Annotated in this window: 26 protein-coding genes and 1 tRNA gene; 15 read left to right on the top strand and 12 right to left on the bottom strand. The window is 58.6% G+C overall.

The window, feature by feature from the left end:
* Positions 1 to 46: 46 nt before the first annotated feature.
* The 6 genes from Q0778_RS12725 to Q0778_RS12700 form a co-directional block, all read right to left on the bottom strand.
* Positions 47 to 1,390, bottom strand: a complete 1,344-nt coding sequence (locus Q0778_RS12725) for an amidohydrolase (protein WP_298301127.1) — start codon at positions 1,388 to 1,390, stop codon at positions 47 to 49.
* Positions 1,387 to 2,238 carry a purine-nucleoside phosphorylase gene (locus Q0778_RS12720; protein WP_298301125.1) on the bottom strand — a complete coding sequence of 284 codons (852 nt, stop codon included), beginning with the start codon at positions 2,236 to 2,238 and terminating at the stop codon, positions 1,387 to 1,389. The genes Q0778_RS12725 and Q0778_RS12720 overlap by 4 nt, the downstream gene beginning before the upstream one ends.
* On the bottom strand, positions 2,239 to 2,727 hold the full coding sequence (locus tag Q0778_RS12715; protein WP_298336552.1) for a DUF6702 family protein: 489 nt from the start codon (positions 2,725 to 2,727) through the stop codon (positions 2,239 to 2,241).
* On the bottom strand, positions 2,727 to 5,153 hold the full coding sequence (locus Q0778_RS12710) for a M1 family metallopeptidase (RefSeq protein WP_298336550.1): 2,427 nt from the start codon (positions 5,151 to 5,153) through the stop codon (positions 2,727 to 2,729). Before Q0778_RS12710 ends, Q0778_RS12715 begins: the two co-directional genes overlap by 1 nt.
* Positions 5,154 to 5,325: 172 nt before the next feature.
* On the bottom strand, positions 5,326 to 6,477 hold the full coding sequence (gene argE / locus Q0778_RS12705; protein ID WP_298336548.1) for an acetylornithine deacetylase: 1,152 nt from the start codon (positions 6,475 to 6,477) through the stop codon (positions 5,326 to 5,328).
* Between the two features lie 22 nt (positions 6,478 to 6,499).
* Positions 6,500 to 6,573: transfer RNA gene (locus tag Q0778_RS12700), tRNA-Gly, on the bottom strand.
* 144 nt (positions 6,574 to 6,717) lie between these two features.
* Between Q0778_RS12700 and Q0778_RS12695 the strand changes: the two genes are divergently transcribed.
* Together Q0778_RS12695 and Q0778_RS12690 are read left to right on the top strand one after the other, a co-directional pair.
* Positions 6,718 to 7,173 (top strand): rhodanese-like domain-containing protein, encoded by a 456-nt coding sequence (locus Q0778_RS12695; protein ID WP_298336546.1) that lies wholly within the window; start codon positions 6,718 to 6,720, stop codon positions 7,171 to 7,173.
* Between the two features lie 12 nt (positions 7,174 to 7,185).
* Complete coding sequence (locus tag Q0778_RS12690; RefSeq protein WP_298336544.1) at positions 7,186 to 8,340, top strand: YeeE/YedE family protein; 1,155 nt, start codon at positions 7,186 to 7,188, stop codon at positions 8,338 to 8,340.
* Positions 8,341 to 8,530: 190 nt separating this feature from the next.
* On the opposite strand, the gene Q0778_RS12685 is transcribed toward Q0778_RS12690, so the two are convergent.
* Positions 8,531 to 9,775, bottom strand: a complete 1,245-nt coding sequence (locus tag Q0778_RS12685) for a DsbA family protein (protein ID WP_298337660.1) — start codon at positions 9,773 to 9,775, stop codon at positions 8,531 to 8,533.
* A 280-nt stretch (positions 9,776 to 10,055) separates the two neighbouring features.
* Between Q0778_RS12685 and Q0778_RS12680 the strand changes: the two genes are divergently transcribed.
* From Q0778_RS12680 to Q0778_RS12660, 5 genes are read left to right on the top strand one after another with little or no spacing between them, the layout of a single operon-like run.
* Entirely contained in the window at positions 10,056 to 11,549 is a 1,494-nt protein-coding gene (locus Q0778_RS12680; RefSeq protein WP_298336542.1) for a CoA-acylating methylmalonate-semialdehyde dehydrogenase, read from the top strand.
* Between the two features lie 25 nt (positions 11,550 to 11,574).
* Positions 11,575 to 12,540: a polysaccharide deacetylase family protein gene (locus Q0778_RS12675; protein ID WP_298336540.1), complete on the top strand. Its 966-nt coding sequence runs from the start codon at positions 11,575 to 11,577 to the stop codon at positions 12,538 to 12,540.
* Positions 12,537 to 12,941: a RidA family protein gene (locus Q0778_RS12670; RefSeq protein ID WP_298336538.1), complete on the top strand. Its 405-nt coding sequence runs from the start codon at positions 12,537 to 12,539 to the stop codon at positions 12,939 to 12,941. The genes Q0778_RS12675 and Q0778_RS12670 overlap by 4 nt, the downstream gene beginning before the upstream one ends.
* Complete coding sequence (locus tag Q0778_RS12665) at positions 12,934 to 13,545, top strand: DUF1214 domain-containing protein (RefSeq protein WP_298336536.1); 612 nt, start codon at positions 12,934 to 12,936, stop codon at positions 13,543 to 13,545. The genes Q0778_RS12670 and Q0778_RS12665 overlap by 8 nt, the downstream gene beginning before the upstream one ends.
* Entirely contained in the window at positions 13,542 to 14,072 is a 531-nt protein-coding gene (locus Q0778_RS12660; RefSeq protein ID WP_298301106.1) for a DUF1254 domain-containing protein, read from the top strand. The genes Q0778_RS12665 and Q0778_RS12660 overlap by 4 nt, the downstream gene beginning before the upstream one ends.
* On the opposite strand, the gene Q0778_RS12655 is transcribed toward Q0778_RS12660, so the two are convergent.
* The gene (locus Q0778_RS12655; protein WP_298336534.1) at positions 14,058 to 15,065 is read right to left on the bottom strand and encodes a kelch repeat-containing protein; all 1,008 of its coding nucleotides are present in this window, start codon (positions 15,063 to 15,065) and stop codon (positions 14,058 to 14,060) included. The two genes, Q0778_RS12660 and Q0778_RS12655, sit on opposite strands and share 15 nt — an antisense overlap.
* Positions 15,066 to 15,127: 62 nt before the next feature.
* Positions 15,128 to 15,556, bottom strand: a complete 429-nt coding sequence (locus Q0778_RS12650) for a hypothetical protein (protein WP_298336532.1) — start codon at positions 15,554 to 15,556, stop codon at positions 15,128 to 15,130.
* A 128-nt stretch (positions 15,557 to 15,684) separates the two neighbouring features.
* Between Q0778_RS12650 and Q0778_RS12645 the strand changes: the two genes are divergently transcribed.
* The 7 genes from Q0778_RS12645 (at position 15,685) to mmsB (ending at position 20,673) form a co-directional block, all read left to right on the top strand.
* Positions 15,685 to 16,830, top strand: a complete 1,146-nt coding sequence (locus Q0778_RS12645) for an acyl-CoA dehydrogenase family protein (RefSeq protein ID WP_298336529.1) — start codon at positions 15,685 to 15,687, stop codon at positions 16,828 to 16,830.
* Entirely contained in the window at positions 16,827 to 17,210 is a 384-nt protein-coding gene (locus Q0778_RS12640) for a hypothetical protein (protein WP_298336528.1), read from the top strand. The genes Q0778_RS12645 and Q0778_RS12640 overlap by 4 nt, the downstream gene beginning before the upstream one ends.
* A complete protein-coding gene (locus Q0778_RS12635; RefSeq protein WP_298336526.1) occupies positions 17,207 to 17,599 on the top strand; it encodes a VOC family protein in 393 nt (130 codons plus the stop codon). Before Q0778_RS12640 ends, Q0778_RS12635 begins: the two co-directional genes overlap by 4 nt.
* Before the next feature lie 5 nt (positions 17,600 to 17,604).
* Entirely contained in the window at positions 17,605 to 18,675 is a 1,071-nt protein-coding gene (locus tag Q0778_RS12630) for an enoyl-CoA hydratase/isomerase family protein (protein ID WP_298336524.1), read from the top strand.
* Between the two features lie 115 nt (positions 18,676 to 18,790).
* Positions 18,791 to 19,585: an enoyl-CoA hydratase-related protein gene (locus Q0778_RS12625; RefSeq protein WP_298336523.1), complete on the top strand. Its 795-nt coding sequence runs from the start codon at positions 18,791 to 18,793 to the stop codon at positions 19,583 to 19,585.
* Positions 19,570 to 19,788: a hypothetical protein gene (locus Q0778_RS12620; protein WP_298301092.1), complete on the top strand. Its 219-nt coding sequence runs from the start codon at positions 19,570 to 19,572 to the stop codon at positions 19,786 to 19,788. Before Q0778_RS12625 ends, Q0778_RS12620 begins: the two co-directional genes overlap by 16 nt.
* A gap of 12 nt (positions 19,789 to 19,800) precedes the next feature.
* The gene (gene mmsB, locus Q0778_RS12615) at positions 19,801 to 20,673 is read left to right on the top strand and encodes a 3-hydroxyisobutyrate dehydrogenase (protein WP_298336522.1); all 873 of its coding nucleotides are present in this window, start codon (positions 19,801 to 19,803) and stop codon (positions 20,671 to 20,673) included.
* Between the two features lie 89 nt (positions 20,674 to 20,762).
* On the opposite strand, the gene Q0778_RS12610 is transcribed toward mmsB, so the two are convergent.
* Complete coding sequence (locus Q0778_RS12610) at positions 20,763 to 21,515, bottom strand: hypothetical protein (protein WP_298336521.1); 753 nt, start codon at positions 21,513 to 21,515, stop codon at positions 20,763 to 20,765.
* Positions 21,516 to 21,623: 108 nt separating this feature from the next.
* Here Q0778_RS12610 and Q0778_RS12605 point away from each other — a divergent pair, with 108 nt between their 5' ends.
* Positions 21,624 to 22,937, top strand: a complete 1,314-nt coding sequence (locus Q0778_RS12605; RefSeq protein WP_298301085.1) for an oligosaccharide flippase family protein — start codon at positions 21,624 to 21,626, stop codon at positions 22,935 to 22,937.
* Here the strand turns inward: Q0778_RS12605 and gcvPB are convergent, their stop codons facing one another.
* Together gcvPB and gcvPA are read right to left on the bottom strand one after the other, a co-directional pair.
* A complete protein-coding gene (gene gcvPB / locus Q0778_RS12600; RefSeq protein WP_298336519.1) occupies positions 22,938 to 24,521 on the bottom strand; it encodes an aminomethyl-transferring glycine dehydrogenase subunit GcvPB in 1,584 nt (527 codons plus the stop codon).
* Positions 24,518 to 25,894 (bottom strand): aminomethyl-transferring glycine dehydrogenase subunit GcvPA, encoded by a 1,377-nt coding sequence (gene gcvPA / locus Q0778_RS12595; RefSeq protein ID WP_298336517.1) that lies wholly within the window; start codon positions 25,892 to 25,894, stop codon positions 24,518 to 24,520. The genes gcvPB and gcvPA overlap by 4 nt, the downstream gene beginning before the upstream one ends.
* Positions 25,895 to 25,896 lie beyond the last annotated feature (2 nt).

Genomic DNA, 25,896 nt, shown 5'->3' with positions numbered 1-25,896 from the left:
TCAGCGGAATTCTCCAAGACGCCCAGCGTTACGCCAGTTGAGCGCGCTAAATACCAAAACACCCAACCTTCACGTCCGCCGCCACCGCTTTGGTGATTGTCTCAAAGTCGCTGAGGATATCGTCAAAGCCCTCCCACTGAAGCGCGCGATCTTTAACGATGTGATGCCCGCTGGCAAAAACATGCGCCACGTCGTCACGGCCCGCCGAATAAACGAGCGCGGCGTAAGGGCTGAAGACCGGACGCATGTGGAGCCCCTTGGTCGAAACCACGATCACATCTGCGTTTTTGCCGGGCTCAAGCGATCCGGTGTGCGCCCCCATTCCAGCTGCTTGCGCCCCCAGGCGCGTTGCCAGGGCTACCGCGTCCCGATCGCTCAATGCGCCGGGTTCGCCGCGGCTGACTGATTGAAGGTTCGCCGCAAGCCGCATCGCCTTCCACATATCGAGGTCATTACCGCTTGACGGACCATCGGTGCCGAGACCGACAGACACACCCGCTTCAAGAAGGTCACAAATACGCGCGATGCCTGAAGCGAGCTTGGTGTTCGATTGCGGATTATGAATGATGCTCGCACCCGCCTTTTTGATCAACGCGATATCGCTGTCGGAAAGGTGCACCGCATGGGCCAGTTGGCAATTGCGATGAAGAACGCCAGTTCGATCAAGCACTTCAATCGGCGTCGCGCCGCCGTAACCGTCGCGCACCAGCTCCATCTCACTCGGCGCTTCAGAGGCGTGGATCTGGATCGGCAGATCAAGCGCCTCAGCCATTCCGGCAAGCTCTGTGAGCTTTTCCTCATCCAAGGTGTAGCAAGCGTGGGGAGCAAGGCTCGGGAAGACACCCTCTGTGCCCCGATGACGGTCAGCAAAGGGTCCGCTGAAATCAGTGCGCATCGGCCACTCGGCAAGGTCGTCATAACCGGGAAACGCCACGAAAACCGGCCCAGCGACAATCGACATATGGAGCTCGCGCGCGGCGCGAATGGTCTCATCCGGGTACCAATACATGTCGACAAAACTGGTGATCCCACCCAGCGCCATCTCCGCGCAGGCGACAGAAGCACCCACATAAACGCCCTCAGACGAAACGTAATTGGTCTCCGCATGGCTAAGCGTTTCAAGAAACGCGTCCAGTGTGACGTTCTCTGCATAGCCCCGAAACAAGGACATCGCCGCATGGCAATGCCCATTGATCAGGCCGGGCATGATGATGCCACTATCTGCGTCGAGTGTTTCGTCAGCCTGATAGCGAGCTGTGAGGTCTTGTGCCTGCCCGCATTCGACGATCTTGCCACTTTTCACGGCGACCGCGCCATCGGCGTACTCGGTAAAACCCTCGTCCATGGTGAGCACATGCCCACCAGTGATTAGCGTATCGACGCGCGTCATTTCGCACCACCGCCTAGCCGGGGTAAGAGAGCGTTTACAAATTCCGCAAGCTTGGGGCGGATTAGGTCGGCGGCTTCCCACACTTCTTCGGCATTGGTAATATGGTCGTCGTCCAGACTGCTAACCGCCTTGTTGGTGATCGTCCCGATGGCAAGCACCTCCATTCCAGAATGGCGCGCGGCGATTACTTCAGGCACGGTCGACATGCCGACCAGATCGCAGCCGAGCGTGCGCAGTGCCCGGATCTCGGCAGGTGTCTCAAAGCTGGGACCGGTGACAAAGCCATAGACCCCGCTCTGGAGATCGAGCCCGGTCTTAGCCGCCACCGCCTGGGCCTTTGCGCGCAAATTCCTGTCATAGGCATTGTTCATGCTGACAAATCGCTCACCCACGCTTTCATCATTGGGGCCCCGCAAGGGATCATTGCCCGCTAAGTTCGCGAGGCTGAGGTGATCTTCAATAAGCACAAGATCGGTGACGCTGAGGTCTTCACGGATGCCACCCGCGGCATTGGTCAAAAGCGCGGTCTTCGCACCAAGACGCGCCATAACCTGCATCGGGAAGACCACATCTTGGGGTGAATATCCCTCATACAAATGCATTCGCCCCTGCATGGCCACAACCGATACCCCGGCAAGCTCACCGATATGCAGCACGCCTTTGTGGCTGGGCGCGGTGGAGTCTGGGAAATGCGGGATCGCGCTATAGGCGATTGCGGTGCCGTTTATCGCATCGGCGAGATCGCCAAGCCCAGAGCCCAGCACGAGTGCTACCTCTGGCACATGCGACGTGCGACCACGCACAAAGGCCGCGGCTTCATCCAAACGTTGTCCGAGTGCCTTCACCATTTAGCGGAGCACCGCAGTCTTTGCCCGGTCGCCGCCCCGGAAGACCAGCGTCTGCGGAGACGTACCCCGGCCCACGTTCACACTGTTTACCTGACGAAGCCAGATATCGGTGAGCACCTGCGCCTGAATCGTCAGTTCAGTGCCCAACCCTGGTGAAGGCCCCTCCTGATAAACCAGCACGCTGGCCCCATTGACTTCGGTTCCGAGCAAGGTGAGTTCTATTGCGCGCTCTGCTACCACAATCGAAAACCGCTCAGCGGCGTAGCGGGCAAACTCTCGGCGGCTTTCGGTGTCACCCAGGAGGTCCGCTCCCTTCTTGCCCTGTTGGCGCAATGCATGTTCAGCATCGTGCAAAGGTATCGTGTGCACCACCTCGATCATGCCACTGCGCGGGTTATGCTCAACGGAGATAATCACCGCCTTTTGCTGGTGCGCAGCCGCCGGGATGGCGAGCACGAGCAAGAAAAAGGCGGCGAAAAATCGCAGCATTACTCGCTGTCTTCCGTTTCGGTCACTTTCTCGTCTTCTTCCTTCGCGCCCTGTTGCACTTCCGCCATCAAATCGCGGCCCGCACGCGAGGTGGGATCAGGGCGCTTGAAGGCTTCAACGCGGCTGTCGATGATTTTGCGTGGATAGTGGTTGTTGTTGATGTCAGCATCTGCCGTCTCCCAATCGGGATCGACCACCACTTCGGCGAGTTCCTTGCCCTTGGGGAAGACCAAAAGTTTGGAGACATTGCGCGAATTGCGACGCCATATCTCAGCTGGAATATTCATCCGCTCCTTGGTGCCATCGGTGAAGCTGAGATCGAGGATGATCGGCATCACTAGCCCACCCACATTAGAGAAGCTCAACACATAGTAATTGCTGTCTTCCTCAACCGCGCGATCGAACACGCGGCGTTCCCAATCCTCGAGACCTTCAAGGAAATCCCCGTACTTCTTGGTGTCGCGCGGGGTGACGGTAAAGCGATCATTCTCGTCGTAGAAATCGGTCACACCGGGATTTTCAAGCACCCAGATTGGCAGATTTTGCTCACGGTTCAGACGCACACCTACCTTCTCAGGCTCGTCTGCCAATTCTTGACGGCGGCGCGCCAGATCGATGTCTGGGTTTGCCGTGTCGATGCGCAGACGGTGGATCGTGTCGAGCGAAATATCAACGTGATCGGTGGTGTAGAACCAGCCGCGCCAGAACCAATCCAGATCAGTGCCCGATGCCTCCTCCATCGTGCGGAAGAAGTCAGTCGGGGTTGGCCGCTTAAACTTCCACCGGCGCGCATACTCACGCAGGGCAAAGTCAAAGCGTTCACGCCCGATCACCGTGTCGCGCAGGATGTGATAGGCCGCCGACGGCTTACCATAAGCGTTCGGCCCGATGTTCAGGATCGAGTCCGACTGGGTCATGATCGGGACCTGCTCGCTCGACGTCATATAAGGGATGAGATCGCGCGGAAGGCTGCGGGTCCATTGCACATCGGGGTCCCACTCATAGCCAGCAACGCTGTCGAGGAAGGAGTTGATGCCTTCATCCATCCATGTCCACTGACGCTCATCCGAGTTCACCACCATTGGGAAGTAGATGTGACCAATCTCGTGGATCACCACGCCGATGAGAAAGATCTTCTCACTCTCGGAATATGTTCGCGTCCCATCATCCTGCAAGGTCGTGCGCGGCCCGTTGAAGGTGATCATCGGGTATTCCATGCCGCCCACCGGGCCGTTGACAGACTGCGCGGTTGGGTACGGGTAATCGAAGGAATAGCGCGAATAGACTTCCATCGTATGGACCACGGCAGCGGTCGAATACTTGCGCCACAATTCTCCGCCCTCTTTGGGCCAGAAGGACATGGCCATGACTGTTTCTTGCTCTGCGCCCGGCTGCTTGTGGCCTTGTGCATCCCAGATGAACTTGCGGCTCGTTGCCCAAGCGAAATCGCGCACATTTTGCGCGGTAAAGCGCCAGGTCTTTGTGCCCGTGGGATTGGAACTTTCGTTCGCGAGCGCCTCTTCGGGCGTCACGATGAACATGGGCTCATCTGCATTGCGAGCACGGGCTAGGCGCTGACGCTGTGTCGAGGTCAGTACCGCAGTCGGGTTTGCAAGCACGCCGGTCGAGGAAACGATGTGATCATTTGGGACCGTCATCGAAACATCGTAATCACCAAATTCGAGAGTGAACTCACCGCGCCCAAGGAACTCCTTATTGTGCCAGCCTTCGTAGTCGGAATAGGCGATCATGCGCGGGAACCATTGCGCAAACAGGAAGAGATCGTTGCCCCCTTCGCGCGCGTCATCGGGGAAATGCTCATAGCCGGAGCGCGCAAAGATCACGTTCTCTTCAACGATGTTGTACGCCCAGTCGATGTTGAAGCTCACGCTTTGACCCGGGCGCAAAGGCGTTGGCAGGTCGATGCGCATCAACGTACCTACGATTGTGTGGTCGAGCCTGCGACCACTGGTCAGCTGAACCCGGCTAATATCATAGCCATAGGTGTTGTCAGCGAGCGCTTGTTGACGGCGAAGCTCCTCAAGCGAAAGCCGCGCCGGGCTGTCACCGCGCCCCAATGAACGCGCAGGTCCACGGCGGCCTGGACCACCAAAGGTATCGGTCAGCTCGGCCATAGAGTCAGTGCGGAAACGGTTCTGATCAAGCTGCATCCAGATCCACGGCAGCGTGTCAGGTGACTTGTTCTTATAAGTGATCGTCGCGCGCGCAGTCAGCCGGCGTCCATCTTCATCCAGCGTGGCATTGATGCGATAGTCCGCCTCTTGCTGCCAGTACTGATGCCCCGGAGCACCAGACGCGTTGCGGTACACATTGGGATCGGCCAGCACTTCGTCGAGCTGGCGAAACTTGTCTTCAAAATTCCCTTTGGTTTGTTGAATTCCCTGAGCCAGAGCCGGGGAAGACATCAGGAGCGCGACAAGTAAGACGAGAAGACGCAAGGCAGTTTCCTCTGGTTTTCGATTGATTGAAGTCAGGCAATGGCGAAGGCGGTTACAGGGATCACCAATCCGCCGCAATTGCAAGAGCCGGGTTTCGATGAACGACCTATTGCATGCGATAGACGACTTGCGATTTCTGCTAGGCGAGCTCCTCGACAAGCCGCTCCATAAAGCGGCATCCTTGCTCCAACTGGTCGATGGCGATCCACTCATCGGGCTGATGCGCTTGCTCGATCGAGCCGGGCCCGCAGATGACCGTGGGAAAGCCGCCTTGCTGGAACTGCCCGGCCTCGGCGGCATAGGCGACTTTGGCAGCAGGAGAGTTTTCACCGGTTAGCTTCCGCACAAAGGCCATTGCGTCTTCGCTCCCCTCGTCGCCCAAAGGCGGCGCATCGGCGACCTTGTGAAAGCGCACTCCCGCTTGAGGAAAGCGCGCTTGCATTTCTTTGTCCAACGCCTCGCAATGGGCCTTGAAAGGTGCAAGCAATTCGTCCGCGACAAAGCCAGGCGGACAACGAAGGTCAAATTGGAACTCAGCATGGCCCGCGAGGATATTGGCAGCCTCGCCGCCTTGCATCACGCCAATGGTGAGCGTGGGGTAAGGCGGGTCAAAGCCATTGTCGGGATCGGCCTTGGCCTTGAGCTCGCGTGACAGCTCAACCAGCGAATGCATCAGATCGACAGCATGCTCATTGGCCGAGATGCCGTGATTGACGAGGCTCGAGTGCGCCTCTGCCCCGTCCACCTCGACGCGGTACACGCTGATCCCTTTGTGACCAGTGACAAGCCGCATCGACGTCGGCTCGCCCACCAGCGCAAGGCGCGGTCTGGGTACAGCTGTGCGCATTTGCTCGATCATTGCTGGCGCCCCCAGGCACCCGACTTCTTCATCATAGCTGATTGCCAAGTGGACCGGCTTGGAACCCTTCACAAACTCGGGCACCCAAGCGAGAGCCAGCGCAATAAAGCTCTTCATATCCGAAGTGCCCCGGCCATAGAGCTTGCCTGCCTCTTCGCGCGTTACCCAAGGATCGCTCGACCAATCCTGATTATCGACCGGCACGACATCAGTGTGACCTGACAGGATCACACCGCCTTCAACCTCGGGCCCAACAGTCGCAAAGAGATTGGACTTATTGCCCTCCTCATTGCTCACCCGGCGCGCTGCAACGCCATATTCGGCGAGGTAGCTTTCCACCCACTCGATCAGCGCCAGATTGCTGTTACGCGAGGTGGTATCGAAAGCGATCAGTTGATCGAGGATAGCGCGAGCGCGAGTCATATCAGTCATCATGCTCACCTAACGCATAGCTTGGAGCGGGTGAAGGGAATCGAACCCTCGTCGTCAGCTTGGGAAGCTGCTGCTCTACCATTGAGCTACACCCGCGCATCTTTGCGGCCGTTCAAACCGCGCTGAGTTTGGAGGCGCGGTTTCTACCAAAGGGTCGCATTGGTCAACTCCGCTTGTGCTTGGGTGATCCTGCAAATTCCTCTAGGCCTTGCGCTTTCTTTACCTTGAAGGATGCCAGAGATGAAGCCACTAACGCGCACTGCACTCTCCTTGGGGCTTGGATTGAGCCTCACACTTGCCGCCTGCGGCGAAGGACCCAAAGCCGAGACGGAGCAAAGTGTCGCAGAGCCTGCTCCCCAAAGTATCGCGTCCGTGACCAGTGGCACCCGTGATGTGAGTATCGCGGAAGCGAGCGCTCTTCTGTCCGGTGAGGCGGGGATTGTGGTGCTCGATGTCCGTACGCCAGAGGAGTTTGCAGCGGGTCATATCGAAGACGCCGTCAATCTCGACTTCCTGAGCGAAGACTTCGCCGCGAACCTCGCTGAACTCGGCAAAGACACGACATATGTGCTCCACTGCAAATCGGGCGCGCGCAGTGCCAAAGCACTGGAAATCATGAAGGAACAAGGCTTTGAGAGCATCGCCCATATGAATGAGGGTTTTGATGCATGGACCGCGGCAGGCGAGGCCAAGTAGAGGCCAGACGCTGTGCCGCAGATCCCAAAGATTGTGCCTCTCACGCTGGTCCTTGCCGGGCTTGTAGGCCTGCTTATCTCGGTTTGGAGCGCCTCGGGACTGACCCTCACCCTCGCCACCTGCATTGGGCTTTTCGCAGGATTTGCTTTGTACCACGCAGCCTTCGGCTTCACCGCCCATTGGCGCAACTTCCTGTCTGCGGGACGCGGTGGCGGGCTTCGCATGCAGCTGGTGCTGATCGGTCTTGTCAGCCTCATCAGCTTTCCCCTCATCGCATACGGGGAGGGCTTCGGTGTGAGCGCAAGAGGATCGGTGGCACCGGTGAGCATTGGCGTGTTCGCGGGAGCCTTCACTTTTGGCTTCGGGATGATGTTCGCAGGCGGCTGTGGCTCAGGCACGCTATTCACCGTTGGCGGCGGGAGCACACGGATGGTGGTCACATTGAGCGCCTTTGTCGCTGGCTCTATCTTTGCAACCCTGCATGTCCCTTGGTGGCGTGCGCTTCCATCCGGGCCTCGCGTGGGTTTGATTGAGGAGGCCGGCGCGCTGGGCGGGCTGTTCATCCTGTTTGCTATCCTTGGCGTAATTGCTGTCCTTTCGATCAAGCGCGAGAAGGCTTTGTTTGGCAAGATTGAGCCCACACGCGAGACCGGCTCGCTGTTAACCGGACCCTGGTCGCTATTGGCCGGAGCCTTGGCACTTGGCATGGTTAGCATTGCCACCCTGGCGCTGCTCGGCAGGCCTTGGGGAATCACCAGCGCCTTCACTCTGTGGGGCGCAAAGATCGGCACCGCAGCAGGGCTCGACATTGCCAACTGGCCTTTCTGGCAGACCCGCCAAGGCTGGCTTGAGCGCAATGTGCTTAGCGATCCCACCTCAGTGATGAACTTCGGAGTTATCGGCGGGGCAATGCTGGCGGCCAATCTAGCCGGGCGGTTTGCCCCGACTTTGCGCCTGTCATGGAGCGATGTGGGCACGGCTGTCCTTGGCGGGCTCCTGATGGGATATGGCGCAAGGATTGCCTATGGCTGCAATATCGGCGGATTTCTGGGAGGGATGATTTCGGGCAGTCTCCATGGGTTGGTATGGATGTTGGCGGCTTTGGCAGGGAGCGCATTGGCGTTGAAAATAAGAACCGGGCGCGGCTTTGTTATGGTAGAAAAATGAATTGAGTCGAACCACTCCGATCTGCGGTTGAGACACTTGAGACACTGTCCAAGGTTTTAAATCTCTTCGATTAGTAGTGCGCGCTTTGATCGAAAGAAGCGATTAGAGGTAGAAGAGGAAAGATTGGTCATTTTCCAGACCTAGCAACCACCGTTCGAGTAGGAAAACCGCCTCAACAGGCGGTCAAACTCTAGCGCATGAGCTCTTCAATCCAAGGCAGATGTTGGCGCCCGATGAAAATCTGGTCTGCGATCCGATAGCCCGGTGCATCGACAATGCCCGCCTCCTCCGCTCTGCTCTGCGCTTCCTCGAAGCGTTCGCGGGCCGTGCCGAGGTCACCTGAGCGCCCCACCCCGCTTGCCGCAAGCAGCTCTCGCACCACTTCCGGGTCGTCGAGGTCTTCATGCCTCTCCCAATAGGCGGCGAAGCAGGCGCGGATGAAGAGGAGCGGGTTGCCGTTGATCTCTGTCAAAGCGCCCAGCGCCAAGTCGGCAGAACCAGTCCTGACTGGAAAGTGAAGGTCGACATCCCGCGAAGCTGCATACTTCCGGTGAATCGCTCGCTTGGAGACTTCTCGCGTCGCGTGGTGGCTTGCAATCACCTCTAAGTCCGCGCCTTCGACTGGCATATCCCGCTCTGCCGTCGAGAACGGATGCCATGCGATCTCCGTCCCCGTTCGCGCCACCAATGCAAGGGTCGGCTCAAGCGCAAGGAAGGACCCAGCGCATTTGAAATCGACGTAGACATCGAGCTTGACCCTAGTGTGCTCGCGTTCTGTATTGGATGGAGCGGTCTCATAGGCAATATCGGGCGCGGGGCCCTCTCGCCCGGACAGCGCCCAGCGGATCAGGGGGAGATGCTCGCGCCCATGCAGGGGCTCGCCACCCAGCACATAGGTGGGAACGCCATAGATGCCGTGTTCATGAAGTTGCGGCTGCAGGGCATCGTGCTGGGCACGGCACTCACCGTCGCCACTCGCATAATTCGCGAACCCAGCAGACGAAACGCCGCAAGCCTCTAGGCACGCCTCAACCACGGCCAAATCCTCAATATCCAAATCGCGGTTCCAGAAGAGCGGGAACACATAGGTAAGAAACTCTGGCAGTCGCTCGCGAGCCGTTGCGCACACCCACATCATCGCCACATTGAGGAGCACCGAATCCCAGATCTTCTCTGTCCCGCGCAAGATATGTCCCTGGCGCTCGGCATAGCGGCGCGCGTCCATGTATGAATATTTGATCGCCTTCCATGTACGCTCGCTGCGGCCCTTCGAGGCGACAATCTCACCTTGGGACTTGCGCGCAGAACCAAGATAGCTCGGGATGTTAAGTGTGAGCGGCCGCCAATCAAATTGAACGCCCAGCTCGCGTTCCAAGGCCAATGTCGGCTCAATCGCGACAAAGCCATAGGGGCTCTTGATGTCAGTGTAGACGATCAGCGGCGCATCGGATTGGAGCGGGTGGATAAGGCATTACTCCGCAGCCTCTGCCAGGATTGGCAAGCCATCAAAGTAGCAATCAATTATCCGATTGAACCCGTCAAGCACGCCCAAGCCAATTTGCGAAAGTTCCAAACCGAACTTTGCAAGCCGATTGAGAGCAATATCTTTTCACAAGAATGACCAACCGGAACACCGAAACAAAGAACGCACTGTCCGCCTTGCACATTGCCGTCCGTCTCGTCATTGCAATGATCAAAGGACAGGAGAGATTCCCATGCGTCAGGTTGACCATTTTATTGTCGGCAACAGTCCAGCCGCTACTCGCAAGCACCAAATTTGGAACCCTTCGACCGGCGAAGTGCAGGCCGAAGTCGCGCTTGCTGGCCGTGACTTGCTCGATACGGCGGTTGAGACCGCCAAGCGCGTGCAACCCGAATGGGCTGCAACCAACCCGCAAAAACGTGCCCGCGTGATGTTCAAGTTCAAAGAACTGATCGAGGCGAACATGCAATCCCTCGCTGAGCTTCTTTCGAGTGAACACGGCAAGACGGTGCCCGATGCTATGGGCGATGTTCAGCGCGGGCTTGAGGTGATCGAATATGCCTGCGGCATCCCGCAGGTACTCAAAGGTGAATACACTCCAAGCGCGGGTCCCGGCATTGATGTGATCTCCATGCGTCAGCCGCTGGGCATTGGCGCGGGCATCACCCCGTTTAACTTCCCTGCGATGATCCCGATGTGGATGTTCGGCATGGCGTGCGCGGCGGGCAATGCTTTCATCCTGAAGCCGTCTGAGCGCGATCCATCGGTGCCAGTGCGTCTTGCAGAACTGTTTGTTGAGGCGGGCGCACCTGAAGGCCTCCTTCAAGTGGTCCACGGCGACAAGGAAATGGTCGATGCGATACTCGATCACCCGGACATTCCTGCGATCAGCTTTGTCGGCTCTTCCGATATTGCGCACTACATCTATCACCGCGGGGCCGAAAACGGAAAGCGTGTTCAGGCCTTTGGTGGTGCCAAGAACCATGGTGTGGTGATGCCCGATGCAGACCTTGATCAGGTTGTGAACGATTTGGCCGGTGCAGCTTTTGGTTCGGCAGGCGAGCGCTGTATGGCGCTCCCGGTGGTTGTCCCAGTGGGCGATGACACGGCTGAACGCCTCAAAGAAAAGCTCATCCCAGCGATCCACGCCCTTCGCGTTGGTGTCTCAACCGATCCCGATGCGCATTACGGCCCGGTGGTAACACCCGAACACAAGGCACGCATTGAGCAGTGGATTACCACGGCCGAGGAAGAAGGCGGCGAGATCGTTATCGACGGACGCGGCTTTGAGCTTCAGGGCCATGAAAAAGGCTTCTTCGTAGGCCCCACGTTGATTGACCGTGTGACCTCTGAGATGACCTCCTACAAGGAGGAGATCTTCGGCCCCGTACTCCAGATTGTGCGCGCCAAGGATTTTGAAGAAGCCGTGCGCCTGCCATCCGAGCACCAATACGGAAACGGCGTCGCGATCTTCACCCGCAACGGCCACGCCGCGCGCGAATTTGCCTCTCGTGTTCAAGTCGGCATGGTCGGCGTAAATGTACCTATCCCAGTACCAGTCGCGTATCACTCGTTTGGCGGTTGGAAGCGTTCCGGCTTTGGCGACATTGACCAATACGGCACTGAGGGTCTTGCCTTCTGGACCAAGAAGAAGAAGATCACCCAACGCTGGCCCGATGGGAGCGCCGATCAGGGGAACGCGTTTGTAATTCCGACGATGGGGTGAACAAGTGTGGTGGGAGAGTAAGGCGATGATCAGGCTTTTAGTTATTGCCCTCTCTCTCGCTTTTGCATCGCTGAGCGTCTCAGCAAAACCTGAGGATACTGCCCAACCGATTAAGCGAATCGCCTTAAGTTTCGATGATGTGCCGCGCCGAGAAGGCGCTTACTTCACCTCAGACGAGCGCACGCTGCTTATCATCGAGGGTCTGCGCAAAGCCCGCGTAGAGCAAGCCGCATTCTTCCTTAATCCGGGTCTTATTGCAAAACGTCCCGGAGCCGAAAAACGCATCGCTGCCTATGTTGCGGCAGGGCACGTGATCGCCAATCATACCAACACCCACCCGGGCCTTTCTAACACTTCTGTTGAGGACTTTCTCGCCGATCTTGATGCCGCTGCTGAGTGGCTTGAGGGCCGCGACGGGCTACGCCCATGGTTCCGATTTCCCTTCCTCGACGAAGGACGCCGTGACGCTCAAAAACGCGATGCTTTGAGGGTCGCATTGGCTGAGCGGGGGCTCATCAACGCCTACGCCACGGTCGATGCCTCCGATTGGTTTTACGAGAACGCGGTTGCTGAGGCGGAACGTGCAAATGCGCAGATAAACCTGGCGGCCCTGCGCGAGCTTTACATCGAGGTGCATGTGGATGCGGCAGAGGCCTATGACGCGATTGCGCGCGAGGCGATTGGCCGGTCTCCCGCACACGTAATGCTGCTCCATGAAACGGATCTTGCTGCGCTCTTCATCGGTGATTTGGTGAGAGCGTTGGAGACTAAAGGCTGGACCATCATTACCAATGATGAGGCTTACGACGACCCCTTCGCCCGCTATGCCGCGACCTATGACACACCATCAGCGCAGGGCACCTTGACAGAGCAAGTCGCATGGCAAATGGGCGTGTCCGCCCCGCGCTGGTATGAAGGTAACAACACCCGAATAGCCAGCGAATGGTTCAGAACCCGCGTTCTGCGAGACACGAAGGACACCGATAAATGACCCGCCAGCGCGCCGCATCGGGCTCGCCTTTTGAGGACCAGTTTGGCTTTTGCCGTGCGGTCCGGATGGGCAATCGCATCATTGTCGCTGGAACTGGCCCGGTAGAACCCGATGGCTCGACGACGCCGGGCGGGGTTGCAGAACAGGCGGACCGATGCCTTGCGATTATCGTTGCTGCGATTGAGGAGCTTGGTGGCAGCGCCAAGGATGTGGTGCGCACGCGAATGCTCCTTACCGACTTTGACGATCAAGAGGCCGTTGGCGAAGTGCACGCTCGCTATTTCGGCGATGCCCGGCCTGCGGCAACCATGGCAGGTGTGGCTTGGCTATGTCGGCGCGAGTGGAAAGTCGAAATCGAAGCAGAGGCGCTAGTAACTGATGATGGGCTGAGCGATGATTAAACGTGTTGGAGCCTATGCGCTCGCCCTCATCATCGGGCTGATCGCTGGCCCAGCAAGCGCGCTTTACATGGCAGGGCTTTGGCCAGGTGCCGACCCGCTCGACTTTGGCAATATTGAGATCGATGGCTGGCGCAGCGACTTTGCCATCGGATCAGAGGCCGCCGATCCCTACACCCGCGCTCGGGTCGCACGACACGGCCTCTTGGGTCTCGCCAAAAGCGAGGCGGTCTATTTCACGCGGACGGTGGACAATGAGGGCCGCGCATTCAGCGAGGCTTGCAATTACAGGATTTCCGGCGGCGCAATGCCGGCCAGTTGGTGGTCGATCACGCTCTACAATGGCGAGAGTTTCCTGCCCGACAATACCGATGGCGCGCTGAGCATTGATGCGACCCAATTGAACGCAGTCGACGGTCCATGGGAGGCGATGGTTGCCGCGCAACGGCCTGAAGCAGGTATGGCGTGGATTTCGAGCAAGGCGGCTGGCAATTTCGACCTCACCTTGCGGCTCTATGTGCCGAAGGAGGCTCTGCTTGAGGCTCCAGAAGACACAATCACGCCTCCAACAGTTGAGCGACTTTCGTGCGAAGGAGAAGCAGCATGAAGGGCTGGATCGGACCCATCGCATTCGCCGCAGTGACGGGCATTGCAGCCCACTGGGCAACGCTTAGCTTCGCGCCGGGTGTCATTATGGATCGCACGCTTCTCGCGCTCAAAAATCGCGACGTAGCGCTCCATGCCTTCACCACACCCCAGCGAATTACGCCAGAAACACAAGCGGTTGTGCGCACTTCGCCCGATCTCTTCTACGCGCTGTGCCGCTATGATCTAAGCGAGCCGGAAAGTCGGCTCTACGTCAAAATTGGAAGGTGGCCGGAGTACCAATCGCTCTCGTTCTTCGATGCTGAGACTAACAACTTCGTTACAATCAGAGGTGAGGAAGAAGAAGACGTGTGGGTGGTACTGGCAACAAAGGACACGCCAATTCTCGGCGAAGGTGAGTACGGAAACCCGCGAAGCCCAACGACACGCGGCGTCGTTCTAATCCGCCGTCTAGCGCCAACACAGGAACTGTTCGATCAAGCTTTGCAGGCCGCTGAGGCAGATGAATGCAGGCTACTTACTGCCTGATTGGGATTTGGATTGGTGGCCAAGCTTAAGCGGAAACGCAGTCCCCGTCACCGAGCCCAGCGTCTTCCACCCGGCAAGCTCACCGCCGCCCAAAATCCACGCCGTGTCGCCGACACGCCATGTCGCAAAGCCATGACGGCCTGCGCTCATCTCCGCCTCTTCGCGCCAGCCGCTTGAGGGGTCAGCCAAGTCCATCGAGACATGCCGCGTGAACACTTCCGAAGTCGTCACATCCTCACCGCCGAAGACGTGCAAGCGCCCTTCGAAAATCGCCGCTCCGTGCCCAGCCAAAGGAAACGGTGCATCGGGCAGGCTTTCCCAGCTGTCAGAGGCAAAGTCGTAGACCTCGATCACAGTGGCATGGGGCCCCAGCTTGTCGCTGCGCCCGCCGGTGACGTAGAGTTTGTCTTCACTTAGCGCGTAGGCATGTGAGTGGCGCGGTGTAGGCATGGCCGCGACCGTACCCCATTCACCGCTCGCCAGATCATAGGTGCGTATCGTCCCCACTGTCCTGTCACCCGACTGCCCCCCAATCAGCCACAGCTTTCCCTCGCGGTAGAACATCGCATGCTGGCCAAGCGGTTCTGGCAAGCGCGAAATCTCGCGCCACTCCGGCTCGGCATCGCCTGGCGAGAATGCGAACAGAGCGCCATTAGGGTCCTGGTTAAAGGGCAGGCTGCTGTATCCGCCGCTTGCAAAGACTTGCTCCTCTCCTGCTGCCATCCCGACATGGTGCAGCGTGCGCGGTAGATCAGGGCATTCGGAAAAGGTCTCGGAGCTCACCTCGAACGCAACACAGCTTTTGAGTGTCCGATGAAAGCCAATCCCACCAGCAACGTAGATCACGCCATCAAGTTCGGCCGCGTGTATCTCGGATCGTGGCTCTGACATGTCGCCAGCCCCGGTCATAAGAGATGGACCGACCAGCCAGGCTCCGGCTGGCACCACGATGATGAGGGCAAGGAAACCCAAAAGATAACGGAGTTTGCGCATGACCCCATTGAACGCCACCCATGAGCGTGGGTCAAGTCACCACAATGGGTTGAACAATCGCCTCATGCAGCCGCTCGAAGCGCAACCGATTCATATCTCAGCGCTTTTATCACGCGCGCGATCAGCTCATTCACATCCGCCATCGCATCAAGCTCTCCCTTTGAGATCACAACGCGTGGCTCTTCTCCCGCTACACTCAAGAGGATCGCGGGCAGCACCACCCCGCTTGCACCTCCAGTGCCCAGCTCCGGAAAATCTTCGGTGAAGTCATCGCGGTGGTAGAAATCAACCTGATGATCAAGCGCCTGCCAGAACCGCTTCCACTCGCCCCGCATCGACACTGCGCCATAGGTCAGCGCACACAGCGAGCATGGATAGGTCTCGGGGTGGAACTGCTTATGCACCGCATGGATCAGCGCCCGAATGAGGCCCGTATCGGCGTTGTAAACGCAAATCAGGCGTGGACGATCTGAGGCTGGGAACTGGTTCATACTAAATATACGCGGAAGGACGCGTCTGGGTTACGCAATATTTCGCGGACCGCCGCCTGAAAAGAGGCATTTTATCAAACGCACACTATCCCTTTTCTAACCCCGCGCGAACGTCTAATCCGATGGCCATGCAAGGACAATTTTCACTCACCGACGACCAGCTCGCGATCCAGGAGATGGCGCAGCGTTTCACTGCAGACAACATCACGCCCAACGCGGCCGAATGGGATGAGAAACACATCTTCCCGATCGACACGATCAAGAAGACCGCCGAGCTGGGCTTTGGCGCGATTTATGTGTCGGAAGAAAGCGGCGGCATCGGGCTTGGGCGGTTGGAAGCTGCGCTGATTATGGAGGCGATGGCTTATGGCTGTCCGTCCACCAGCGCTTTCATCTCGATCCACAATATGGCCGCTTGGATGATCGACCGGTTCGGTTCGCAAACGGTCAAGGACAAGTATCTGCCGGACCTCATCGGCATGGACAAAATCGCGTCCTACTGTTTGACCGAACCTTCCTCGGGCTCGGATGCGGCGGCGCTTAAGACCACGGCGAAGCTCGACGGTGATCACTACGTCCTGAACGGCAGTAAGCAGTTTATTTCAGGCGCTGGCTCTAACGAAATCTATGTCGCCATGGTGCGCACCGGCGAAGATGGGCCCAAGGGCATCACCTGCATGGTGATTGAGAAGGACATGCCCGGCGTATCGTTCGGCGCGAATGAGAAGAAGCTCGGCTGGCACTCGCAGCCCACCGCGCAATTGATCCTCGAGGACGTCCGCGTGCCAGTTGAGAATGTGGTTGGCGGTGAGGGCGAAGGTTTCCGCATCGCGATGATGGGCCTTGATGGCGGACGTTTGAACATTGGCGCGTGCTCGCTTGGCGGCGCTCAGCGGTGCTTGGACGAAGCGATCAATTACACGAAAGAGCGCACGCAATTTGGCAAAGCGGTGAGCGAGTTCCAGAACACACAGTTCACCCTCGCCGACATGGCGACAGACCTAGAGGCCGCCCGCGCGCTGCTCTATCTCGCCGCGTGCAAAGTGACCGAGAACGCGCCTGATAAGTCTCGCTTCTCGGCTATGGCCAAGCGTTTGGCGACCGACAACGGCAGCTCCATCGTAGACCGCGCGCTGCAACTGCACGGCGGCTATGGCTATTTGCAGGATTACCCAATCGAACGTTTCTGGCGCGATTTGCGCGTGCACTCGATCCTTGAGGGCACGAACCAGATTATGCGTATGGTCGTGGGTAGGGATTTGCTGCGGCAGTGAGGCCGTTTGTCATCTTTGGAGCTTATTTGGCCGCGTGCTTGGTGTGCGGGGCAACCTTTACCATCTATTGGGCTGCCCGAATTGGCTTTCACCCAGCGATGCTGCCCGAATTCGCGCTGACATCGCTTGTGTTTGGAGCAGTCGCGGCGCCGATTGCTGTACCTATCGTGTTTCTGACCGAGATGAAAAAGAGAGGCAGTTGGTGGATTTTCACAGCATCGGGGCTCTTAATCGCAGCTAGTTTCATCGCCTGGCGCTTTCTTGATCTTGAGCTCAGCGTTGGCGCCCTGATCCTGATAGCAGCACCCTTGTCTACGATGACCTATTGGCTGATCGCATGGCACCGCTTTCCGCCCAGAGCAGCAGTCACTCCGAGATGACCACCGAAACCTTCGCCATGACCACCCTTGTGGTTCCCGACTACGACGCTGGCATCGCATTCTACGCCGGCCAACTTGGCTTCACGCTTGTTGAAGACACTGACCTCGGCGGCGGAAAACGCTGGGTTGTGGTCGAAGCGCCCGGTGGTGGCCGCATACTCCTCGCAAAAGCCGCAAACGACACTCAAACCGCGGCAATCGGCAACCAAACCGGCGGGCGGGTGTCCTTTTTCCTCAACACTACCAATTTTACCGATACCCACGCACGATTTGTTGCGGCAGGGGTGGAATTCTTGGAAGAACCCCGGCACGAGCCTTATGCAACAGTCGCCGTGTTCGCCGACCCCTTCGGCAACAAGTGGGACTTGATAGAACCAAAAGAAGTTTGAGAGAGATGACTGAGCCAGGAACGAGCGACGTTCTCACCCGCGTGAACGGCCCCATCGGCCACATTACGCTGAACCGTCCCAAGGCGCTCCACGCGCTGACGCTGGAGATGTGCCATGCGATGAGCGCGGCATTGAGCGAATGGGTGAGCGAGCCGCAAGTCAAAGCGGTGATCATCGACCACGCCGAAGGGTCACGCGGCTTTTGTGCAGGCGGCGATATCGCCTTCTTGCGCAATTCCGCGCTGAATGATGGCGGGGTTTCGGGCCGCAAATTCTTTCACGATGAGTATCAATTGAACCACCAGATGTTCGCTTATGAAAAACCGATTGTGGCTTTCATGGACGGCATCACCATGGGCGGCGGGGTCGGCATTTCGCAGCCGGCAAAGTTCCGCGTGGCGACCGAAAACACGCGTTTTGCCATGCCCGAAACCGGCATTGGCCTGTTCCCAGATGTGGGCGGTGGCTGGTTCTTGTCGCGCCTCGGTGGGCGGCTGGGTCAATTCCTCGCCCTCACCGGCGCGCGGCTGAAAGGCGAAGAGTGCCTGTGGGCAGGCCTTGCGACGCACTATGTGCCGTCCGAGATGATCGAAGACCTTAAGGCGCGCATCGCGGAAAAACCCGATCGGATCGCTGGTATCCTATCCGAACCAGTGGGCACCCCTCCGCCAGCACGGCTTGAGGAGAATGCGCTCAAAATCGCAAAGCACTTTGCGTCCGACACGCTGGAAGACATTCTTGCGAGCCTTGAAGCAGCAGCGGACGGTGATGAGTGGGCGCAGAAAGAGCGCGATACACTGGGCACAAAAAGCCCCCAGACACTCAAAGTCGCCCTGCGCCAACTCGCGGAAAGCGCCAAACTCACCGACTTTGCCGACAATATGCGCATGGAATATCGCATCGGTGCCCGCGTCCTTACCCGCCCCGATTTTGCCGAGGGCGTACGCGCAGTCATCGTTGATAAGACACACGATCCCAAATGGGATCCCCGGACACCAGAAAGCGTCAGCGAAGAGCTGATTAATAGCATCTTTGCGCCGCTGCCCGAGGGTGAGGAGTGGAAGCCGTTGACTTGAATTCACGCGGGCAGTTTCCTGCGTCATTGCGAGCGCAGCGAAGCAATCCAGCCCCGCACTCTCTGGATTGCCGCGTCGCCTGCGGCTCCTCGCAATGACGAATTTGGAGAACGAAATGAGCTTTGAAACTATCGCCAGTGAAACCAACGCCCAAGGCAACCAAGGCGTTACGCTGATCACTCTCAACCGGCCAAAGGCCTTGAACGCACTATCCTCGGCTGTACTCGAAGAGCTGATTGCAGCTTTCGCCGCATTTCAAGCGGACGATACCCAGCTTTGCGCGGTTCTAACGGGCGCAGGCGAAAAGGCTTTTGCAGCAGGCGCGGACATCAAAGAGATGTCGGAGAAGGCAGCAGCAGACTTCTATCTCGACGATTTCTTCTCCAAATGGACCTCGCATCTGGTGAAGACCACACGCAAGCCATGGATCGCAGCGGTCAATGGCTTTGCGCTTGGCGGCGGGTGTGAGCTTGCGATGATGGCGGACTTTATCATTGCCTCTGACAACGCCAAATTCGGCCAGCCTGAGATCAATCTGGGCGTGGCACCCGGCATGGGCGGCTCACAGCGGCTCACCCGCGCGATTGGCAAATCGAAGGCCATGGAAATGTGCCTAACCGGCCGCATGATGGGCGCAGAAGAGGCCGAACGCGCCAACCTCGTGGTGCGCGTTGTGCCTCAAGCTGACCTACTCGACGAAGCGCTCAAGACCGCGGCGACTATCGCCAGCAAACCGCCCATGGCCGCGATTGCGAACAAGGAAATGGTCAACGCCGCGTTTGAAATGACGCTTGAGCAAGGCGTCGTGATGGAGCGCCGCATCTTCCAAATCCTCACCGCGAGCGAGGATAAAGCCGAAGGCATGGCCGCGTTTATCGAGAAGCGTGAGGGCAAGTGGAAAGGGAAGTAGGTCTCAGCCTGTTTATGATCGGGATGGGAGGATGGCTGTTCTATCTCGGCATCTCGGGCATTCGGGACCTTAGTGAGGCGCGCGATGAGCCGGATGATTTCTTTGAAGCGGATCACCCGGACCTCTACATCACCGTCATCGGTATCTTACTGATCATGGGTTTTGCGGCCATTGCCCTCGGTCTGTACATTCTGCTCGCTTAAGGGAGAGTACACATGAAAATCGCCTTTATCGGACTTGGCAATATGGGCGGCGGGATGGCCGCTAACCTTGTGAAGGCGGGGCACAGTGTGCGCGCTTTTGACCTTAGCGAAGAGGCTCTCGCAGCGGCTGAGGAAGCCGGGTGCCAGACTTTCACCAGCGCGCGAGAAGCGGTGGAAGGGGTTGAGGCCGTCGTCTCCATGCTGCCCAACGGCGCAATTGTGAAAAGCGTCTACACCACCGATGTGATCGGACACGCGCCGCACGCTGCCACCTTGATCGACTGCTCTACCATCGATGTCGCAACCGCGCGCGAAGTTGCCGATGCAGCCCACGGCGAAGGCTATAAGATGGTCGACGCGCCCGTTTCCGGCGGGATAGCCGCAGCAAATGGCGGCACGCTTACCTTTATGGTCGGTGGGGAAATCCATGCCTTCGATGCGGCTGAACCGATCCTTTCGGCGATGGGCAAAGCTGTGATCCACGCTGGCGATGCAGGCGCAGGTCAGACGGCCAAGATCTGCAACAACATGCTGCTCGCCATCACCATGATCGGCACCGCTGAAGCGATGAAAATGGCAGAAAAGCTGGGGCTTGATCCGCAGAAATTCTATGAGATCAGCTCGCAAAGCTCCGGCTACAACTGGTCCTTGAACGCCTACACACCGCTGCCCGGAGTTGGGGTCGAGAGCCCTGCGGACAATGGTTACGCAGGCGGCTTTGCAACACCTTTGATGGTTAAAGACCTGCGCCTTGCGATGGAGGCAGCCGAAACGTCCGATGCGGCGGTGCCACTGGGCGCGCGGGCTGCTGCGCTTTATGAGGATTTCTTGGGAGCCGGAAACGAAGACCTCGACTTCTCGGCGATTATCAAGACATACGAATAGCTTCGTCATTGCGAGTGTAGCGAAGCAATCTATGGCGGCATTAACGACAATTCTGGATTGCCGCGCCACTCCGCGGCTCGCAACGACAGTTAGCGACGGTTGATTTCGGCGATCAAACCCTCGAGCCATTCTCGAGGCGCTGAGCGCCGTCCGATGTCGGCAACAAACTCCTGACCTCGCGCAACGCTCTTTAAGCGGCCGCCCCTTAGCCAGCGCTCTGGCTTACCGTGGTAGGATAGTCCGCCGCGTTTCAGCCATTCCGGCCGCTCCCACAGGCTTGGCGGTCCTTCGGGCACGGTGAGCCGCAAAGCCTTGCTTGCATTGCGAGCCGTCCGTCCTTCCCCGCGCCAAACCACGTCATTGGAATGGTGCATTGCCAGCGCATGAGGGTGCGCGATGCTGAGCAGTTTTTCCGGAGTGCCGCGAACCAATGGCACCATTTCCTCAACCTTGAGGTATCCGAAGATCCGGTGATGCGGCTCGCCCGTCGATTCCTCCGCGAACAGGCCGAAGAAGACAAACACATCGCCAAGGCCAACGCCCTGCCGTTCCAAATGGGTTTGCGCTGCCCCGCATTGACCAAACGCGCAGGTACCGTCCCTCAGGAACATCGGATCATGATGGCACAAGTCGCCCGGGCCAAGCTTCCCCCGGCTTGCCCGCGCCGCGTGATCGCCCAGTGCCAGATCGCCATAGGTCGTTTGGCTCGCCGCTCCCGCTGGTATCGGCAGGCTTATCGGCACGCCATCCACAATCGGCGAAGGCCCTCCCCCAGCGCTTGAGTCAAATCCTTTGCGTGAAAATATGATGCGCATGGCCAACGCATTTAGCGTGCCATCCACAGCCACGCGACAAATTGTTGTCGCAAGTGGCGGTTTCCTTGCTATGCGCATCATGGGTACGCGGGCTTTCGGCTCGACCAAGGGAAGGATTGAGGCGCAGAAACGCAAATGCAGCGTCTTTTTACCAATATTGGCTGGCTGCTTGGTGGGCGCGGCATCAATGCCGTGCTCAGCCTTGTGTATCTCGCTTTGGCGACGCGTACGCTGGGTCTCGAGATGTTCGGCCATTTCGCAGCGATTGTTGCGAGCGGCCTGGTAGTGACCGGCATCGCCAACTTCCAGACTTGGCAATTTATTGTGCGCTGGGGAGCGAACGGGACAAACGGCGACGGAACCGCTGCGAGTGAAGCGACCGGCTTTGCTATCGCGCTCGATCTCCTCTCAGTCGCCATGGGCCTTGTTCTCGCAGCGCTTTTGGTTTGGAGCGCACCTTTGTGGCTGCCATTGCCAGAGGAGCTTTTGCCGCTCACTTTCGGCTATTGCGTCATCTCGCTTTTGTCGATCCGGACCACGCCTTTGGGGCTGCTGCGCCTTCGCTTCAAATACGCCACCGCAACCGCTGCCGAAGCGGTGCAGCCGATTGTGCGCACCACGGGAGCGGTGATCGCATGGCTCTATATGCCGACGGTCACCGGGTTTATCCTTGCCTATGCGGCCTCGGAGCTGATCGTTGCCGCTGCTCTCTGGTTTGCCGCCGCGCGCAACGAACGGATCGACCTATCAGCGCTCAGCCTCACCCGCATACCTGCCCGGCACAAGGACGCATGGCGCTTTGTCTGGTCAACCAATATGTCGGGCAGCCTCACGATTGCTGGCAAACAGATCACGCTCCTTTTGGTCGGCGCATTTGGCGGGGCTGCTCTGCTCGGTGGTTTCCGCGTGGCAAGTCAATTGGGGCAGGCCTTGGTCGCCTTGGCGCAGGCCATCTCCAAAGCCATCTTGCCAGAACTGGTCCATGCAAAGCAGGACGCGCTGGTGATCGCTCGCCGCATGGCCAATGTCGCGCTTATCGGTGGGGTTCTTGCGGTACTCGTCGCTGTCGTATTCGGGCGGCTCGGTCTTGATCTTATCGCTGGCGCGGAATTCCGCGGTCGGGGGTTCTACTGGGCCTTGGTCATTCTATCTATCGCGGGCGCGGTCGAACTCGTCGGGGCGAGCCTTGAATCTCTACTGGTTTCCGCCGGGCGCGCCGGCACTGCCTTTGTAGTGCGCGCGGCACCAACATTGCTCGCCTTTGGCTTGCTTGATTTGGCGATCGGATGGAACGGCGCACTGGGCGCAGCTTTCACCGTACTGGGGGCAAGCGCCCTTGCAGTGATCGGCTTTTACGTGGCGATCCTCAACCTGCACGAAATCCGTATCGTTGTGGAGCCCGACGAGGAGGGTGCGGAAACTCGACCAGAGCCCCCGCGCACAACCTAATCATTCCTCAGACGGCACCCAGGTAAGCTTTGGCTTACGCGCTGCTGCTGTTTCATCAAGGCGTCTGCGAGGCGCGTAGTACGGCGCGTGCTTGAGGCTCTCGTCACCTGCAATCGCGCGCTCGGCGAGCGAGCGGAAGGCGGTTATGAATTGGTCAATGCTTGACTTGCTCTCGGTCTCTGTTGGCTCAACCAGCATGGCACCGTGCACAACAAGCGGGAAGTACACTGTCATCGGGTGGAAACCCTCGTCGATCATGCCTTTAGCGAGGTCCAGCGTCGATAAACCATTGCCAAAATCCTTATCGCCAAACAGCGCCTCGTGCATGCATGGCCCGCTGTCCGCGAAGGGTGCATGAAGCACATCTTCGAGACTGCGCAAGATGTAATTGGCATTGAGTACAGCGTCTTCAGCCACTTGTTTGAGGCCATCGGCACCGTGGCTCAGCATGTAGGTGAGAGCGCGGGTGAACATGCCCATCTGTCCATGGAAGGCGGTCATCCGGCCGAAGCTGGAAAGCTCACCGCCAAAATGCTCGCGTGCGAAATCGTCCGCCTGCTCTTCCTCGATCAGATGTACGACGCCATCCGCCGTGCGCGCTGTGTAAGGCAGAGGCATGAAGGGAGCAAGCGCCTCGGAGAGGACCACTGGGCCAGAGCCCGGACCACCGCCGCCATGCGGGGTGGAGAAGGTCTTGTGGAGGTTAATGTGCATGGCATCAACGCCAAGATCGCCGGGGCGCACTTTGCCAACGATGGCGTTGAAATTGGCCCCGTCGCAATAAACAAAGCCGCCCGCCGCGTGAACCGCGTCGCTGATCTCCCGAAAGTCTGGCTCAAACAGGCCGCAGGTGTTTGGGTTGGTGATCATCACCGCCGCCACATCCGGACCAAGACGCGCCTTCAACGCCTCAAGATCCACGCGGCCCGCTGGTGTCGCGGGGATGTTCTCGACACGGTAGTTCGCAAACGCCGCCGTGGCTGGATTGGTACCGTGAGCACTCTCGGGCACCAGCACAACTTCGCGGGCATCGCCGCGCGCTTCCAATGCTGCGCGAATGCACAAGATACCGCAAAGCTCGCCATGCGCGCCCGCCTTGGGGCTCATCGCGACCGAGTTCATACCGGTGAGGTCGATCAGCCAATGGGCCAGCTCGTTCACAACTTCGAGCGCGCCTTGGATCGTCGAAACGGGCTGCAAAGGGTGCACATCGGCAAAGCCAGGAAGCCGCGCCATCTTTTCATTGAGACGCGGGTTGTGCTTCATCGTACATGAGCCAAGCGGGAAGAAACCCAAATCGATGCCATAATTCTGGCGACTAAGGCGCGTGTAGTGGCGCACAGTCTCTGGTTCGGTTAGCCCAACCAAACCAATGGCACCGTCACGCTCCAACCCGCCGAGGCGGGTCGAGGCCTTTGGATCGACCTCTGGCAGGTCAACGCCGGTTGTCTCTGCGTGCCCGATTTCGAACAGCAGCGACTCTTCGAGCATAAGCGCGCGGTTGCCGGTTGTGGTCACGCTTTCGCCGTTACTGTCGGCGACCTCCATATGCGGCTTCCATCCGGATTTGTTGGGAGCGTTCATTGTGCGTCCTCCTTGATGATAGCCTCAAGCTGCGTGGCGAGGGTCTCGATGTCGTCTTCGGTTGTCGTCTCGGTGACAGCGACAAGGAGCGCCTGCTGCAAACGCTCGTCACCAGGATAGAGCCGTCCGAGCGAAACTCCCCCGAGAACGCCGCGATCCGCAAGGTCGCGCACAACGTCGCGTGCGGGCTTGCCGTCAAGCATGATGGTGAATTCGTTGAAGAAGGCATTGTTGAGGAGGCTCACGCCGGGAACCTGCGCGAGGCGATCCGCGACAAGGCAGGCAAGGCGGTGGTTTTCTGCGGCAAGCTCGCGCAGGCCCTTTTCGCCTAACAGGGTCATATGAACGCTGAAGGCAAGAGCACACAGCCCCGAGTTTGTGCAGATGTTCGAGGTCGCCTTCTCGCGTCTAATATGCTGTTCGCGCGTCGAAAGCGTCAGCACAAAGCCGCGCTTGCCCTCTGCATCAACGGTCTCACCACAGAGCCGTCCGGGCATCTGCCGCACGTGCTTGGGATTGCGCACGGCGAATAGCCCCAAGTACGGACCACCGAACTGGAGACCAACGCCGATCGATTGTCCCTCACCCACAACGATGTCCGCACCCATTTCCCCGGGGGATTTGATTGCACCCAAAGCCACCGGCTCCGTGTTCACTGCGACCAGCAGAGCGCCCTTTTCATGCGCTGCATCGGCAAGCTCGGAAAGGTCGGATATACGGCCCAGAATGTCGGGGTATTGCACCACGACACAGGCGGTTTCCTCATCGATGCGCGCGGTCAGGCCGGCCATGTCAGGCTCGGCTTGAATGGCGGGCTGTGCGTCTGCGATTACATCACCTGTGAACTGCGCCATCGTCTTGACGACTTCGGAGTAATGCGGGTGGAGCGCGCCGGAGAGCACTGCGCGGTTCTTCTTGGTGACCCGGGTGGCCATCGCCACCGCTTCCCAACACGCGGTCGATCCATCGTAAAGCGAGGCATTGGCCACAGCGCAGCCGTATAGGTTTGCCACTTGCGTCTGGAATTCAAACAGCATTTGAAGCGTGCCTTGCGCAATTTCAGGCTGATAGGGCGTATAGGCGGTTAGGAATTCGCCGCGCTGAATAACCGTGTCGACCGACGCAGGCACATGGTGACGATAGGCTCCGGCCCCCAGGAAAAACGGCACATCGCCCGCAACGGTGTTCTTGCCAGCAAGGCGTTTCATATGACGCTCAACCGCCATTTCGCTTGCATGCATCGGCAAGCCGCGGATCGGTCCATCGAGCCGGGCAACTTCGGGCACATCAACGAACAGGTCATCGATATTATCCGCGCCGATTTTGGCCAGCATATCGCCGCGATCAGTATCGGTTAGGGGGAGGTAACGCATGG

The sequence above is a fragment of the uncultured Erythrobacter sp. genome (genome assembly GCF_947502395.1).
GTDB lineage: Bacteria > Pseudomonadota > Alphaproteobacteria > Sphingomonadales > Sphingomonadaceae > Erythrobacter.
This window is presented reverse-complemented; position numbering and strand designations above follow the sequence as displayed.

Excerpts from the sequence above, each read along its gene's own strand:
- Q0778_RS12725 (WP_298301127.1), bottom strand. The coding sequence starts at position 1,390 with ATGACGCGCGTCGATACGCTAATCACTGGTGGGCATGTGCTCACCATG.
- Q0778_RS12720 (WP_298301125.1), bottom strand. The coding sequence starts at position 2,238 with ATGGTGAAGGCACTCGGACAACGTTTGGATGAAGCCGCGGCCTTTGTG.
- Q0778_RS12715 (WP_298336552.1), bottom strand. The coding sequence starts at position 2,727 with ATGCTGCGATTTTTCGCCGCCTTTTTCTTGCTCGTGCTCGCCATCCCG.
- Q0778_RS12710 (WP_298336550.1), bottom strand. The coding sequence starts at position 5,153 with ATGTCTTCCCCGGCTCTGGCTCAGGGAATTCAACAAACCAAAGGGAAT.
- argE (WP_298336548.1), bottom strand. The coding sequence starts at position 6,477 with ATGACTGATATGACTCGCGCTCGCGCTATCCTCGATCAACTGATCGCT.
- Q0778_RS12695 (WP_298336546.1), top strand. The coding sequence starts at position 6,718 with ATGAAGCCACTAACGCGCACTGCACTCTCCTTGGGGCTTGGATTGAGC.
- Q0778_RS12680 (WP_298336542.1), top strand. The coding sequence starts at position 10,056 with ATGCGTCAGGTTGACCATTTTATTGTCGGCAACAGTCCAGCCGCTACT.
- Q0778_RS12675 (WP_298336540.1), top strand. The coding sequence starts at position 11,575 with ATGATCAGGCTTTTAGTTATTGCCCTCTCTCTCGCTTTTGCATCGCTG.
- Q0778_RS12670 (WP_298336538.1), top strand. The coding sequence starts at position 12,537 with ATGACCCGCCAGCGCGCCGCATCGGGCTCGCCTTTTGAGGACCAGTTT.
- Q0778_RS12665 (WP_298336536.1), top strand. The coding sequence starts at position 12,934 with ATGATTAAACGTGTTGGAGCCTATGCGCTCGCCCTCATCATCGGGCTG.
- Q0778_RS12660 (WP_298301106.1), top strand. The coding sequence starts at position 13,542 with ATGAAGGGCTGGATCGGACCCATCGCATTCGCCGCAGTGACGGGCATT.
- Q0778_RS12655 (WP_298336534.1), bottom strand. The coding sequence starts at position 15,065 with ATGCGCAAACTCCGTTATCTTTTGGGTTTCCTTGCCCTCATCATCGTG.
- Q0778_RS12650 (WP_298336532.1), bottom strand. The coding sequence starts at position 15,556 with ATGAACCAGTTCCCAGCCTCAGATCGTCCACGCCTGATTTGCGTTTAC.
- Q0778_RS12645 (WP_298336529.1), top strand. The coding sequence starts at position 15,685 with ATGCAAGGACAATTTTCACTCACCGACGACCAGCTCGCGATCCAGGAG.
- Q0778_RS12635 (WP_298336526.1), top strand. The coding sequence starts at position 17,207 with ATGACCACCGAAACCTTCGCCATGACCACCCTTGTGGTTCCCGACTAC.
- Q0778_RS12630 (WP_298336524.1), top strand. The coding sequence starts at position 17,605 with ATGACTGAGCCAGGAACGAGCGACGTTCTCACCCGCGTGAACGGCCCC.
- Q0778_RS12625 (WP_298336523.1), top strand. The coding sequence starts at position 18,791 with ATGAGCTTTGAAACTATCGCCAGTGAAACCAACGCCCAAGGCAACCAA.
- mmsB (WP_298336522.1), top strand. The coding sequence starts at position 19,801 with ATGAAAATCGCCTTTATCGGACTTGGCAATATGGGCGGCGGGATGGCC.
- Q0778_RS12605 (WP_298301085.1), top strand. The coding sequence starts at position 21,624 with ATGCAGCGTCTTTTTACCAATATTGGCTGGCTGCTTGGTGGGCGCGGC.
- gcvPB (WP_298336519.1), bottom strand. The coding sequence starts at position 24,521 with ATGAACGCTCCCAACAAATCCGGATGGAAGCCGCATATGGAGGTCGCC.
- gcvPA (WP_298336517.1), bottom strand. The coding sequence starts at position 25,894 with ATGCGTTACCTCCCCCTAACCGATACTGATCGCGGCGATATGCTGGCC.